We start from the raw sequence: 12,870 nt of genomic DNA on the forward strand, positions 1-12,870 counted from the left end.
CCATCTACGAAGGTCGAATTTCCGTGACCCCCTTGCACATCGACCTGACTCACGCCGAAACGGTGCATCGCCTGAAGGGCGTCCTGGGCGGCGTTCCGCCGAAGGCTTGAGGCGATCCATGGCCAAGCACGACGCGGACAACGAGGGGGATGCGCCGGACGTGCGGATGGCGCGTCTGATCATGTCCCTTCGCTCGCAAGGCGTCAGCGAGCCAGCGGTTCTAAGGGCCATCGAGTCGACCCCGCGCGAGATGTTCACGCCCGACCTGTTCAAGGAACGGGCCTTCGAGGACTCGGCCCTGCCCATCGCCTGCGGCCAGACCATCAGCCAGCCGTTCATCGTCGGCCTGATGACCCAGGCGCTGGGGCTGGAGCCGCGCTCCCGCGTGCTGGAGATCGGCACGGGCTCGGGCTACCAGACCACGGTGCTCTCCAAGCTGGCTAGGCTGGTCTACACGGTGGAGCGCTATCGCACCCTGATGGGCGAGGCCGAGGCGCGGTTCAAACACCTGGGCCTGACCAACGTCATCACCCGGTTCGGCGACGGCGGGCAGGGCTGGCCCGAACAGGCGCCTTTCGACCGCATTTTGGTCACGGCCGCGGCGCCCGATGAGCCCAAGGCCTTGCTTTCGCAATTGAAGCCCTCGGGGGTGTTGGTGGCGCCAATCGGTAAGGGGCCGGTTCAGAGCTTGCGGCGCTATACCGGCGACGGGAAGGGCGGCTTCAAGGTCGAGGCCCTGACCGACGTCCGCTTTGTGCCCCTGCTCGACGGCGTGGCCAAGGAACCCTAGCCGACCCGAGCTGACGACTTTGTGGGGTGGCCTGGGCGTCGGTCGTAACCCATCATTAACCGTGACGCCTCGACTGATTCCGACCCATGTCTCCCGGAGCGGCGATGACGCTTTCCCTTTCGCGAACGGCTTTGATTCTTCTAGCGGGCGGCGCGCTGACCGCGTGCGAAAGCCTGCCTCAGGCCGCGCAGCCGAAATACCCCGTGCAATCCGCGCCGACCGTTGCTCCACCGCCGGCGCCGGCGCCGGCGGTTCCTGAAGACCTGCCGCCCGCGCGCCCGACGGCGCCGGTCCAGAGCCAGACCCTGCCCTACATCGCCCCGGCGCGCGACCTGCCGCCTCCGCCGGCCCCGCCCCAATCGCCGCCACGCTCGACGACCAGCGGCCGGCTGGTCGATGCGCCAGGGCCGGCGGCGACCTACACCGTCAAGCGCGGCGACAACCTCGACGCCATCGCCCGCACCCTGGGGACCACGCGACAGCAGCTGTCCACCGACAACGACCTGAAGCCGCCCTACGCCCTGCGTGTGGGCCAGGTGTTGAAGGGCCCGCAGTCCAGCGCCGCCACCGCCTATGTGGTGGGGCAGGGCGATACGCTCTACGCCATCGCGCGGCGTTTCGGCGTGACCGCCCAGGCCCTGGCCGACGCCAACGAGATGGGGGTCAACGACCCCCTGGCCGCCGGCCGTCGGCTGGTGCTGCCGCAGGACTATCGCGACAAGGGGCCGGCGCCGACGCCAGCCGCCACGTCGCCCGTCCGCAACAGCCGGCCCGAGCCCGCGGCTCCGACGCCCAGCCGAGACACGGTCACCGTGCGCCGCGTCACCGGCAAGGTGGTGGACGTCACTGGCCCGCCGGTCAGCTACACCGTCAAGAAGGGTGACAATCTCGACGCCATCGCGCGTGAGCTGGACACCGACCGCAAGCAACTCGCCGACGACAACAGGCTGAAGTCGCCCTACGCCCTGCAGCCGGGCCAGAAGCTCAAGGGCCCCAAGACCACCGCCAAGGCCTATGTGGTTGGCGAGGACGACACCATGGCCCTGGTGGCCAAGCGTTTCGGTGTCACCGCCCGCGCCCTGGCCGCCGCCAACGACATGAAGGTCGGCGCGACCCTGCGGTCCGGCCGCAAGCTCACCCTGCCCAGCGGCTATAAGGATCGCGGGCCGATCCGCGAGCAAATCGCCGCGCCGTCGCGGCCCGAGCCCACGCCGCCCCCGCGCCCGACCTACACCCCGCCGCCTGTCCAGCCGACCCCGCCGCCGGTGGTGGCTCCCCCGGCCTACACCCCGCCGCCGATGCCGACGCCCGCGCCGCCGGTGACACGGCCGACCCCCACGCCGCCGGCCTACATCCCGCCCGTCACGACAGCTCCTCCCGTCACGCGGCTAGCCCCGCCGCCGCCGGCCCGCCCGCCGGTGACGCCCATCGTGCCCAGTTCCGGCCCGGTTTCCGACAGCACGATCTCGAGCTTGGGGCGCGGTCGATTCGTTTGGCCTGTGCGCGGCGACCTGCTTTCCGACTTCGGACCCAAGGGCACCGGCCAGCGCAACGACGGCCTCAATATCCGCGCCCAGGGCGGCGAGCCCGTCCGCGCCGCGGCGGGCGGCGACGTGGTCTATGCGGGCGATCAGGTGCCCGGCTTCGGCAATCTGGTGCTGGTCAAGCACGCCGACGGATGGGTCACCGCCTATGGCCACCTAGGCCGCGTCGACGTGAAGATGACCCAGGACGTCGTCCAGGGTCAGCAGATCGGCACGGCCGGCTCCACCGGCGGCGTCACCGAACCACAGGTCCACTTCGAGGTGCGCTACGCGCCCACCCCGCAGGACCGGGCGCGGCCCATCGACCCGAAGCTGGTCCTGCCGCGCTAGACTACAGCGGCAAGTCCTTGCCCAGCTCGCCCGCCAGGTCGCGGATGAACTGCCAGGCCACGCGACCCGACCGCGCCCCGCGAAGCTGGGCCCATTGCAGGGCGCGGCGGTCGAGGTCGGGGACCTGCAGGCCGAAGCGTTCGACATAGGTGCGCACGGCGGCGAGGTAGGTTGGCTGGTCCATCGGCGGGAAGCCGACCCATAGGCCGAAGCGATCCGAGACGCTGACCTCTTCCTCTGCGTCCTCGGCGGTGGCGATCAGGCCGCGATCCTCGCCATGCCCACGCGGCATGAGGTGGCGGCGGTTGGAGGTGGCCACGAACAGCACGTTCTTCGGCGGGCCGGAGACCCCGCCCTCCAGCGCCGACTTCAGCGCCTTGGCCGCCGCCGCGCCCTCCTCGAACGAGAGGTCGTCGCACAGCACCACGAACCGCTCGGCGCGATCGCGCAGGGTGTCGAACAGGGCGGGAAGCTCCGTCACCTGGTCGCGGTCGACCTCCACCAGCTTCAGGTCGCGGGCGCGGTCGGCCACGTCCATGAACGCCGCCTTGGCCAGCGAGCTCTTGCCCGTGCCGCGCACGCCCCACAGCAGGGCGTGATTGCTGGGCAGGCCGGCGGCGAACCGCTCCAGGTTCTGGCTGAACCGCTCCTTCTGCCGCTCGACCCCGACCAGGGCGTCCAGCGGCAGGGCGTAGTCGGGCGCCGGATGGAATGCGCCGGTCACTGGATCGTGACGATAGAACCTCGCGCTATCAAAGACCGGCGGTACGCGGACGGGGGGCGCTAGGCGCTCCAGGGCGTCGGCGATGCGTTCGAGAACCGGTTTCAGTGCGTCATCCATGACTTGGCTGCTTAGCCGCCAAGCCGTTCCATTGCAAAAGGCGGTCGCAACGCATAGCTTCCGCCGACTTGAAAACAGGGCGCGCGAGGCGCGCCCGAATACGAGCTTCGGAGCGCCATGTTCGCCACCCCCGCCTTCGCCCAGACCGCCGGAGCCGCCGCAGGCGCCGGCCCGCAGGACATGCTGATCCAGTTCCTGCCGCTCGTCGGCCTGGTCGTGCTGTTCTACTTCCTGATGATCCGCCCCCAGCAGAAGCGGATGAAGCAGCACCAGCTGATGATCTCCAACCTCAAGCGCAACGACACCGTCGTCCTGAACTCGGGCGTGATCGGCAAGGTCGTCCGCGTCGAGGACAAGGAAATCGGCGTCGAGATCGCCCAGGGCGTCAGCGTCAAGGTGGTCAAGGGCATGATCTCCGAGGTCCGCGTGCGCGGCGAACCCGCCCCGGCCAACGATTCCAAAGCCTAGAACCCCGTCATGATCGCTCTCTCGCGCTGGAAGGTGATCGCCGTCGTCCTGGCGGTGATCTTCGGCGTCCTGTTCTCGCTGCCCAACGCCCTGCCGCAGAGGGTTGTCGACGGGCTCCCGGGCTTCATGCCGAAGAACCGGCTGAACCTCGGCCTCGACCTCCAGGGCGGCTCCTACCTCATGCTCGAGGTGGACACCGCGGCGCTGCGCGTCGAGCGCCTGACCAACATGATCGAGGACGTCCGCACCGCTCTGCGCGACGAGAAGATCGTGTTCTCCGACCTGGGTCAGGCGAACGGCGAGGTCGTGGTGCGGATCACCGATCCGGCTCAGATCAACACCGCCCAGAACCTGCTGCGCAACCAGGTGGGCGCGGCGCTGGCCGGTGCGCCCGGCGGCCGGGACACCACGGTTCGGGTCGACAACGGCTTGATCCGCATCGCCTTCGTGCCGGAAGCGATCAACGCCGAGGCCGCCAAGGCCGTCGAGCAATCGATGGAGATCATCCGTCGCCGCATCGACGAACTGGGCACGCGCGAGCCCTCGATCTCACGCCAGGGCATCAATCGCATCGTGGTCCAGGCGCCGGGCGAAAGCGATCCGGAGCGACTGAAGGACATCATCGGCCAAACCGCCAAGCTCAGCTTCCAGATGGTGGACGAGACCGTCACCCTGGCCGAGGCCGCCGCGGGCCGTATTCCGCCGGGCTCCGAACTGCTTCCCAGCGAAGACGGTTACTCCACCCAATTGCTGGTCAAGAAGCGCGCCCTTGTCACTGGCGAGATGCTCACCGACGCCCAGCAGAGCTTCGAACAGCAGACCGGCGCGCCGGTCGTGTCGTTCCGGTTCAACGGCCAGGGCGCCCGGCGCTTCGCCGACGCCACCAGCCAGAACGTCGGCAAGCGCTTCGCCATCATCCTCGACGGCAAGGTGATCTCGGCGCCCAACATCAACGAACCGATCACCGGCGGCAACGGTCAGATCAGCGGCAACTTCACCGCCGAGTCGGCCAATGACCTGGCCGTCCTGCTGCGCGCCGGCGCCTTGCCGGCCCCGCTGAAGGTGGAAGAACAACGCACCGTCGGCGCCGAGCTAGGCGCTGACGCCATCAAATCGGGTCAGATCTCGGCCTATATCGCGTTCGGTTCGGTGCTGATCTTCATGCTGCTGGCCTATGGCCTGCTGTTTGGCGGGATCTCCATCATCGCCCTGGTGGTCAACGGCTTCCTGCTGGTGGCGGCCATGTCGATGACCCAGGCCACCCTGACCCTGCCGGGCATCGCCGGCTTGATCCTGACTCTGGCGGTCGCCGTCGACGCGAACGTGCTGATCTACGAACGCATGCGCGACGAGGTCAGGGCCGGGCGGTCGCCGGTCTCGGCCGCTGACGCTGGGTTCAGCCGCGCGATGATCACCGTGTTCGACGCCAATATCACCCACCTGGGGGCGGCGATGATCATGTTCTCGCTGGGCGCCGGCCCGGTGAAGGGCTTCGCCTGGACCCTCGCCATCGGGGTGATCACCTCGGTCTTCTCCGCCGTGCTGGTGACGCAGGTCCTGCTCAGCATCTGGTTCCGCGTCGCGCGGCCCAAGAAACTCCCGATCGCGTGAAGCCCATGTCGAACTTCTGGCCCTTCATCAAGCTGCTGCCGGTCAAGACGAACTACAAGTTCGTCAAGTACTCGGCGATCATCGGCGGCCTGTCGGCCCTGGCCTGCGCCGCCTCGCTGTTCTTCACGATCTGGCCTGCGACCCCGCCCTGCGGCGGCCTCAACTGCGGCGTCGATTTCCGTGGTGGGACGGTGCTGGAGCTTTCAACGGTCGACGGCAAACCCGCCGACCTGGGCAAGATCCGCGAGACGCTTTCGGGCCAAGGCCTCGGCGACATCCAGGTCCAGGCCTTCGGCAAGGCCAGCGACGTGCTTGTCCGCTTCGAGGTCAAGCCGGGCGTCAACGCCGCCCAGGCCGTCGACGGCGTGAAGGCCGAACTGGTCAAGTCGCTGGGCCCGCTGACCTTCCCGCGCACCGAGGTGGTGGGCCCGAAGATTTCCGGCGAGATGTTCCGCAACGGCGTGCTGGCCCTGGTGCTCGGTATCGGCATGATGATGACCTACATCTGGTTCCGGTTCGGCCTGACCTTCGGCATCGGGGCCGCCGCGGCCCTGATCCACGACGTGCTGCTGACCTTCGGTCTGTTCGCCTTCACCCAGATGGAGTTCACGCTGACGGCGGTGGCCTCGATCCTGACCATCATCGGCTATTCGGTGAACGACACGGTCGTCATCCTCGACCGGATCCGCGAGAACCTGCGCAAGTACAAGAAGATGCCGCTAGGCGATGTGATCGACATGTCGATCAACGAGACCCTGTCGCGGACCGCCATCACCGGCGTCACCGGGATCATGGCCCTGACCGGCCTGGCCGTCTTCGGCGGCGACGCCCTGTTCGGCTTCTCGGTCTCGATGATCTTCGGCATCGTGGTGGGCACCTATTCCTCGTTCTTCATCGCCGCTCCCGTCCTGCTTCTGCTGGGCGTGAAGCGTGGGGAGGACGACGAGGTTCGGCCGGCCGCGGCGGGCGCGGCCCAGCGCCCCTGAGCAGCCCATGGCTCGTGACGCGCCGCAGATCGACGCCTTCGGAGACGGCGGCTTCCGCCTCTCCAGCGGTCGCCATAAGGGCTCGTTGCTGATCTTGCGCGACGAGCCAACGCTCTGGCCTGTGCGATCCCTGGCCGAACTCACGCCCGATAGTTTCGGCGACGTCCTGGCGGCGGGTCGGGCGGAGGTCGAGTTCGTCCTGCTGGGCGTCGGCGCGGTTAACGCCCTGCCGCCGAAGCCCGTGCGCGAGGCGCTGCAGAAGGCCGGCATCGGCCTGGAGTTCATGGACACCCCGACCGCGGCGCGGCTCTACAACGTGTTGACCGCCGAGGGCCGCAAGCTGGCCTGCGCGCTCATCGCCATCTGAGGCTCGCGCCTTTCCGCGTCAGCGGAAACCCCCTATACCGGAGTTCCTGGGTAGGAATCGTGAGGGGCTCTCGATGGCCGGACTGCTTTCAAATTTCCGCAACACCATGATCCTGAGCTTCGTGCTCTCGATCATCATGGTCGCGGGTTACATGAGCCACTACGGCTCGGCCGACGCCATCTTCTGGCAGGCGGTGTTCCGCTGGTTGCACACCTTCTTCGGCATCCTCTGGATCGGCCTGCTGTACTATTTCAACTTCGTCCAGATCCGCATCATGCCGTCCATCCCGGCCGAACTGAAGCCGGGCGTGTCGAAGTACATCGCCCCTGAGGCCCTGTTCTGGTTCCGCTGGGCCGCAGTGGCCACCTGGGTGATGGGCGTGATCCTCGCCTTCAACCGCGGCTACCTGATCGACGCCTTCGCTCTGGGCGCCACCACCGGCAATCCGCAGCACACCTTCATCGGCACCGGCATGTGGCTGGCCACGATCATGTTCTTCAACGTCTGGGTGTTCATCTGGCCGAACCAGAAGATCGCGCTTGGCCTGGTCGAGGCCGACGCCGACGCCAAGGCCAAGGCCGCGCGGATGGCCATGCTGTTCTCGCGCACCAACACCCTGCTTTCGGTGCCGATGCTGGTCACCATGACCATGAGCCAGACCATCTTCGGCTGATCGTCGAAATCCAATAGGATCGGAAGGCCCGCCATATCGGCGGGCCTTTTGCTTTGAGCCATGCCTGAACAAGATACCTCCGAAGACCTCGACGGCCTGATCGCCCGCGTCGATCCAGACCGCTGGCTTTCCAGTCGGTTCATCGCCGATGCGCGAACCCGCGGCGACGTCATCGCGCTCTACGCCTACGACTACGAACTGGCCCGCGCCCCCAAGGTCGCCTCCAACGCCCTGATGGGCGAGATCCGCCTCACCTGGTGGCGCGAGGTGCTGGACGAGGTGTTCGAGGGCAGGGCGGTGCGCCATCACCCGACGGCCCAGGCGTTGGCCCGCGCCGTGGCGCGCCACGGCCTGCCACGAGCCTTGCTGGAAGACATGATCGACGCCCGCTACCGCGAGCTCTCGCCCGAGCCGATGAACCTGGCCGACGCGCTCGTCTGGGCCCGTGACACGGGCGGGGCCGCCGCCATGCTGGCCGCGCGCATGCTCGATCCCGACGCCGATCAAGCCAAGGCCGCCAGCGGCGGAACAGCCTGGGCCATCGGACGGCTGATGGGCACGGCGGGCATGACCGGGGAGGGGGCGCAGGCCGCGCTAGACGAGGCGCTCGCCGGCGCGCGGGGTCTGTCGGCCGCCGCCTTCCCGGCCGTCGCCCACGCCACCCTGGCTCGGGTCAGGGCCAAGGGCGCGCGTCCCTCGGACCTGGCGGCGCGGGGCCGCCTGTTCTGGGCCGTGCTGACCGGCCGGGTCTAGGCCTACTCCGCGGCCAGCGCCTTGGCGCCGGACACCCAGAGTTCGAGATCGGCCAGGGCGCGCTCGCCGACGGCGAGCTTCTTGGCCCGCCCGCGTTCTTTCGAACCGATCCGACTGCCGTCCTCGCGGCGCTTGACCATCGCCTCGTCCAGCGGCGGCAGCAGGCCGTAGTTGATGTTCATCGGCTGGAAGCTGCCCTTGCCCCCATCGAGGTGCCCGCCGGTGATGTGCCCGATCAGGGCGCCGAGGGCGGTCGTGGCGGGCGGCGCATCGATCGGACGACCCAGGCGCTCGGCCGCGGCGAATCGGCCGGCCAACAGGCCGACCGCGGCGCTTTCCACATAGCCCTCGACCCCCGTCACCTGGCCCGCGAACCGCAGGCGCGGCTGCGACCTCATGCGAAGCTGGCCATCCAACAGCTTGGGACTGTTGAGGAAGGTGTTGCGGTGCAGGCCACCCAACCGCGCGAACACCGCCTTCTCCAGGCCCGGGATCATCCGGAAGATATCGGTCTGGGCGCCATGCTTCAGCTTGGTCTGGAAGCCGACCATGTTCCACAAAGTGCCGAGCGCATTGTCCTGACGCAGTTGCACGATGGCGTGGCACTTCACCTGCGGGTCGTGGTCATTGGTCAGGCCGACCGGCTTCATCGGCCCGTGGCGCAGGGTCTCGCGGCCCCGCTCGGCCATCACCTCGATGGGCAGGCAACCATCGAAATAGGGGACGTGCTCCCAGTCCTTGAACTCGGACTTCTCGCCGGCCAGTAGGGCGTCGATGAAGGCGTCGTACTGGGCCTTGTCCATCGGGCAGTTGATGTAGGCCGCGGCGTCGCCGCCGGGCCCGACCTTGTCGTAGCGCGACTGGCGCCAGCAGACGTCCATGACGATGGATTCGACGTTCACGATGGGGGCGATGGCGTCGAAGAACGACAGCTCACCTTCGCCGGTCAGCTCGAGGATCGCCGCCGACAGAGCCGGAGAGGTGAGGGGGCCGGTGGCGACGATGACATTGTCCCAGTCGGCGGGGGGCAGGCCCGCGACCTCTTCGCGCGCGATGGTGACCAGGGGGTGGGCCTCAAGTCGCGCGGTGACCGCCTGGGAGAACCCCTCGCGATCCACCGCCAGCGCGCCACCGGCCGGCACCTGGTGGGCGTCGCCGCAAGACATGATGATTGAACCCAGCTTGCGCATCTCGGCGTGCAGCAGTCCCACGGCGTTGCCGGTCCAGTCATCAGCGCGGAAGGAGTTGGAGCACACCAGCTCGGCCAGGCCGTCGGTCTGGTGGGCGTCGGTGCCGCGGACGGGGCGCATTTCGTGCAGCACCACGGGGACGCCGGCCTGGGCGACTTGCCAGGCGGCCTCGGAACCGGCCAGGCCGCCGCCGACGATATGGACAGGTGAGATCGACATGCGTGACTAACTAGCAACTCCGCGCGCGGATCGCGAGCCGGGCCTTGCGGGAAAGGGGCTGTCGCGCCCATGTTCGCAGCCAAAGGGGCGGCCGACTCGTTATTGGGCGAGGACTGGGCCTGGGGAATGAGATGACTGCGTTTTCGGCGACCGACGCCGCGTTTGAAGGTTTCCGGATCACCCGCGAAAAACCCAAGGTCCTGCTGATCTGGGCGGGGTTCTACCTGATCATCAGCCTGCTGATGCCAGTGCTTCTGGTGACCATGGGCGGGCAGAACCTGATGGCCCTGGAGGCCCAGGCCAACAGTCCCAACGCCGACCCGTCGGCGGCCCTCGCCAACCTGACGGCCCTCGGCCCGCTCTACGCGATCCTGATCCCAGTGGGTCTCGCGGTTCAAGCCGTTCTGGCCGCGGCGGTCTATCGGGCCATCCTGCGGCCGCAAGACCCCAGTTTCGGCTATCTGCGCCTCGGACAGGACGAGCTGCGCCTGATCGTCCTGACTCTCATCTACTTCCTGTTGAGCCTCGTGGCCGTGACGGTGGTGGTCCTGATGGGCGGGATCGGGGCCGGCGTCGCTTATGGCCTGCTGGGGTCGCCGATCTTCGGCGTGGGCCTGGGCCTCTTCCTCCTCGGCCTGCTGCTGTACGTCGCCATCCGGCTGTCGCTGGCGCCGGTGATCACATTCGCCGAGGAGCGGATCTCCGTGTTCGAGTCCTGGGCGCTCACCAAGGGGCAGTTCTGGAAGCTGCTAGGCTCCTACATCCTGGCCATCGCCAGCGTGGTGGTCGTCCTGCTGTTGGCGATGGTGATCTTCATGGCCGCCGCGGCGATCCTCGCGGGCGGCGACATCGCCTCGGTGGGGAAGATCTTCACCCCCGACCTCAGTTCCGTCGCCGCCTACTACACCCCGCCGATGGTCGCCTACACGATCTTCGGCGGCTTTCTGAACGCGCTCTATTTCGCGGTCCTGGTATCGCCCGCGGCCGTGGCCTATCGGGCGCTGAAGCAGGCCTAGGCGCTGGCGCTCGGCCGGGCCTTCATCCGGGCGCGCCAGGCGATCAGGTTCGTGAACTCTTCCTCGACAGGCAGGCCGATCCATTCGGCGAAGTCCACCGTGGACAGCAGGCAGATGTCGGCCATGGTCAGGCTGTCGCCGACCAGGAACTCGCGGCCTTCAAGCTCGCGGTTCAGGTACTTTTGGGCGCCCTTGTAGGTCTCCTTGTTGCTCTCGCCGAAGTCCTTGTACTGGGTCAGCAGGGCCGCGGTTCGCGGATGGGCGTGACGCCAGAAGCTGCCCACCGGCATCATCACGGCGAACTCCACCCGGCGAACCCACTGGTCGACCAGGGCCTTCTCGACAGGAGTCGTGCCGAACAGCGGCGGATTGGGGGTGGTCTCTTCGAAGTAGCGGCAGATCGCGACGGTCTCGGAGATGCAGGTCCCGTCATCCAGTTCCAAGGTGGGGATCTGGCCCATGGAATTCTTGGCGCGGTACTCCGGCGACTTGTGCTCGCGTTTGAACATGTCGACCTTGGTCTCCGGCAGGTCGATGCCCTTCTCGGCGAGGAACATGCGCACGCGGAAGGGGTTCGGCGCCGGCATCGGCGCGCCGTAGAGGATCATGGCGGTCTCCCAAATGAACTAAGTTATGGGAGCGAAGCTATTTCGAACGCTTGTTTGAACGCAAGGCTTTATCTCTCGATAGCCTCGGTGTCCGAAAGCCGCGAGAACGGTCGAGCGACCGGTGTTAGGTTGAGCCCATGATCCAGGGCCTCTTCCTCTTCGACACAGCGGTCGGAACCTGCGGCCTGGTCTGGGGCGCACAGGGCCTGTTGGCGGTCGCCCTGCCGCCGCTCGGCGCCTCCGATCCTCGCGCCAAACTTGCGCGGCGTTTTCCCGAGGCCGTGGAGACCACGCCGCCGCTGGCCGTCCAGGCGGCCGTCGAGGCCATGCAGGCGCTGCTGCGCGGCGAGCGTCTCGACCTGATGGACATCGTGTTGGACACCCAGGGCGTCGCACCCTTCAACCTGCGGGTCTACGAGATCGCCCGCGCCATCCCGCCGGGCAAGACCCGCACCTATGGTGAGATCGCCCGGGAGTTGGGGGACGTCGCCGTCTCCCGCGCCGTGGGCCAGGCTCTGGGCGCCAATCCCTGGCCCATCGTGGTGCCCTGCCACCGCGTGCTCGCGGCCGGCGGGGGCAAGGGCGGCTTCTCGGCGCCCGGCGGAACCGACACCAAGATGCGCATACTGGAGATCGAAGGTGCGCTGGCGCCTGAGACCCTGCCGCTTTTCGGCGGGCTCTGAAGCCATCCTTCCCCGAGAAGGAGGTTGCTCGTCTAAGCGCTCAGCAGCTTCTTCCGCCGCGCGCCGCGGCGCTCCTCGTGGCGCTTGAGGATCTCGGCGAGGTAGCGGCCGGTCCAGCTCTTGGGGTTGGCTGCGACCTGCTCCGGGCTGCCCTGGGCCACGATCTCACCGCCGCCGTCGCCGCCCTCGGGACCGAAGTCGACGATCCAGTCGGCGGTCTTCACGACATCCAGATTGTGCTCGATGACCACCATGGTGTTGCCCTGGTCGGCCAGCTCATGGAGCACCTCCAGCAGCTTCTTCACGTCCTCGAAGTGCAGTCCGGTGGTCGGTTCGTCGAGGATGTAGAGCGTCTTGCCGGTGGCCCGGCGCGACAGCTCCTTGGAGAGCTTCACCCGCTGGGCCTCGCCGCCCGACAGCGTGGTCGCCGATTGGCCGACCTTCACATAGCCAAGGCCAACGCGCTTGAGCGTGTCCATCTTGTCGCGCACGGGCGGCACGGCCTTGAAGAAGTCGGCGGCCTCCTCGACGGTCATGTCAAGGACCTCGGCGATGGACTTGCCCTTGAACAGCACCTCGAGCGTTTCGCGGTTGTAGCGCTTGCCGTGGCAGACATCGCAGGTGACGTAGACGTCGGGCAGGAAGTGCATCTCGATCTTGATCAACCCGTCGCCCTGGCAGGCCTCGCAGCGGCCGCCCTTGACGTTGAAGCTGAACCGCCCCGGCCCATAGCCGCGCGCTTTTGACTCCGGGAGGCCCGCATACCAGTCTCGGATCGGCCCGAAGGCGCC

General features: G+C 67.8%; 14 protein-coding genes and 1 pseudogene. 11 read left to right on the forward strand and 4 right to left on the reverse strand.

Annotation, left to right across the window (positions count from 1 at the left end; all coding sequences use genetic code 11):
* The 3 genes and pseudogenes from RMO04_RS12125 to RMO04_RS12135 form a co-directional block, all read left to right on the forward strand.
* Positions 1 to 110: pseudogene (locus tag RMO04_RS12125) on the forward strand (5'/3'-nucleotidase SurE); the annotation flags it as partial.
* Positions 111 to 166: 56 nt separating this feature from the next.
* A complete protein-coding gene (locus tag RMO04_RS12130; RefSeq protein ID WP_309645055.1) occupies positions 167 to 790 on the forward strand; it encodes a protein-L-isoaspartate(D-aspartate) O-methyltransferase in 624 nt (207 codons plus the stop codon).
* A 203-nt stretch (positions 791 to 993) separates the two neighbouring features.
* Entirely contained in the window at positions 994 to 2,664 is a 1,671-nt protein-coding gene (locus RMO04_RS12135) for a LysM peptidoglycan-binding domain-containing protein (protein ID WP_309645042.1), read from the forward strand.
* A 1-nt stretch (position 2,665) separates the two neighbouring features.
* On the opposite strand, the gene RMO04_RS12140 is transcribed toward RMO04_RS12135, so the two are convergent.
* The gene (locus tag RMO04_RS12140; protein ID WP_309645043.1) at positions 2,666 to 3,505 is read right to left on the reverse strand and encodes an ATP-binding protein; all 840 of its coding nucleotides are present in this window, start codon (positions 3,503 to 3,505) and stop codon (positions 2,666 to 2,668) included.
* Positions 3,506 to 3,622: 117 nt separating this feature from the next.
* On the opposite strand from RMO04_RS12140, the gene yajC reads away from it, so the two are divergent.
* The 6 genes from yajC to RMO04_RS12170 all read left to right on the forward strand — a co-directional run bounded on the left by yajC (position 3,623) and on the right by RMO04_RS12170 (position 8,363).
* Positions 3,623 to 3,973, forward strand: a complete 351-nt coding sequence (gene yajC / locus RMO04_RS12145; RefSeq protein ID WP_309645044.1) for a preprotein translocase subunit YajC — start codon at positions 3,623 to 3,625, stop codon at positions 3,971 to 3,973.
* A 9-nt stretch (positions 3,974 to 3,982) separates the two neighbouring features.
* Entirely contained in the window at positions 3,983 to 5,584 is a 1,602-nt protein-coding gene (gene secD / locus RMO04_RS12150; protein ID WP_309645045.1) for a protein translocase subunit SecD, read from the forward strand.
* A gap of 5 nt (positions 5,585 to 5,589) precedes the next feature.
* Positions 5,590 to 6,570, forward strand: coding sequence for a protein translocase subunit SecF (gene secF / locus RMO04_RS12155; RefSeq protein WP_309645046.1), 981 nt, complete (start codon positions 5,590 to 5,592; stop codon positions 6,568 to 6,570).
* 7 nt (positions 6,571 to 6,577) lie between these two features.
* Complete coding sequence (locus RMO04_RS12160; RefSeq protein ID WP_309645047.1) at positions 6,578 to 6,937, forward strand: Mth938-like domain-containing protein; 360 nt, start codon at positions 6,578 to 6,580, stop codon at positions 6,935 to 6,937.
* A gap of 73 nt (positions 6,938 to 7,010) precedes the next feature.
* A complete protein-coding gene (locus tag RMO04_RS12165) occupies positions 7,011 to 7,610 on the forward strand; it encodes a urate hydroxylase PuuD (RefSeq protein WP_309645048.1) in 600 nt (199 codons plus the stop codon).
* Positions 7,611 to 7,670: 60 nt separating this feature from the next.
* Positions 7,671 to 8,363: a squalene/phytoene synthase family protein gene (locus RMO04_RS12170; RefSeq protein WP_309645049.1), complete on the forward strand. Its 693-nt coding sequence runs from the start codon at positions 7,671 to 7,673 to the stop codon at positions 8,361 to 8,363.
* A gap of 2 nt (positions 8,364 to 8,365) precedes the next feature.
* Here RMO04_RS12170 and trmFO read toward each other — a convergent pair whose 3' ends face one another.
* The gene (gene trmFO / locus RMO04_RS12175) at positions 8,366 to 9,772 is read right to left on the reverse strand and encodes a methylenetetrahydrofolate--tRNA-(uracil(54)-C(5))-methyltransferase (FADH(2)-oxidizing) TrmFO (protein WP_309645050.1); all 1,407 of its coding nucleotides are present in this window, start codon (positions 9,770 to 9,772) and stop codon (positions 8,366 to 8,368) included.
* Positions 9,773 to 9,903: 131 nt separating this feature from the next.
* Between trmFO and RMO04_RS12180 the strand changes: the two genes are divergently transcribed.
* Positions 9,904 to 10,788, forward strand: a complete 885-nt coding sequence (locus RMO04_RS12180) for a hypothetical protein (RefSeq protein ID WP_309645051.1) — start codon at positions 9,904 to 9,906, stop codon at positions 10,786 to 10,788.
* Here the strand turns inward: RMO04_RS12180 and RMO04_RS12185 are convergent.
* Complete coding sequence (locus RMO04_RS12185; protein ID WP_309645052.1) at positions 10,785 to 11,396, reverse strand: glutathione S-transferase family protein; 612 nt, start codon at positions 11,394 to 11,396, stop codon at positions 10,785 to 10,787. The two genes, RMO04_RS12180 and RMO04_RS12185, sit on opposite strands and share 4 nt — an antisense overlap.
* Before the next feature lie 137 nt (positions 11,397 to 11,533).
* On the opposite strand from RMO04_RS12185, the gene RMO04_RS12190 reads away from it, so the two are divergent.
* Positions 11,534 to 12,079, forward strand: a complete 546-nt coding sequence (locus RMO04_RS12190) for a methylated-DNA--[protein]-cysteine S-methyltransferase (protein WP_309645053.1) — start codon at positions 11,534 to 11,536, stop codon at positions 12,077 to 12,079.
* Between the two features lie 32 nt (positions 12,080 to 12,111).
* On the opposite strand, the gene RMO04_RS12195 is transcribed toward RMO04_RS12190, so the two are convergent.
* The coding region (locus RMO04_RS12195; protein WP_309645054.1) for an ATP-binding cassette domain-containing protein at positions 12,112 to 12,870 on the reverse strand (759 nt) is incomplete at its 5' end.

The organism is Phenylobacterium sp. (assembly GCF_031412415.1).
Lineage (GTDB): Bacteria > Pseudomonadota > Alphaproteobacteria > Caulobacterales > Caulobacteraceae > Phenylobacterium.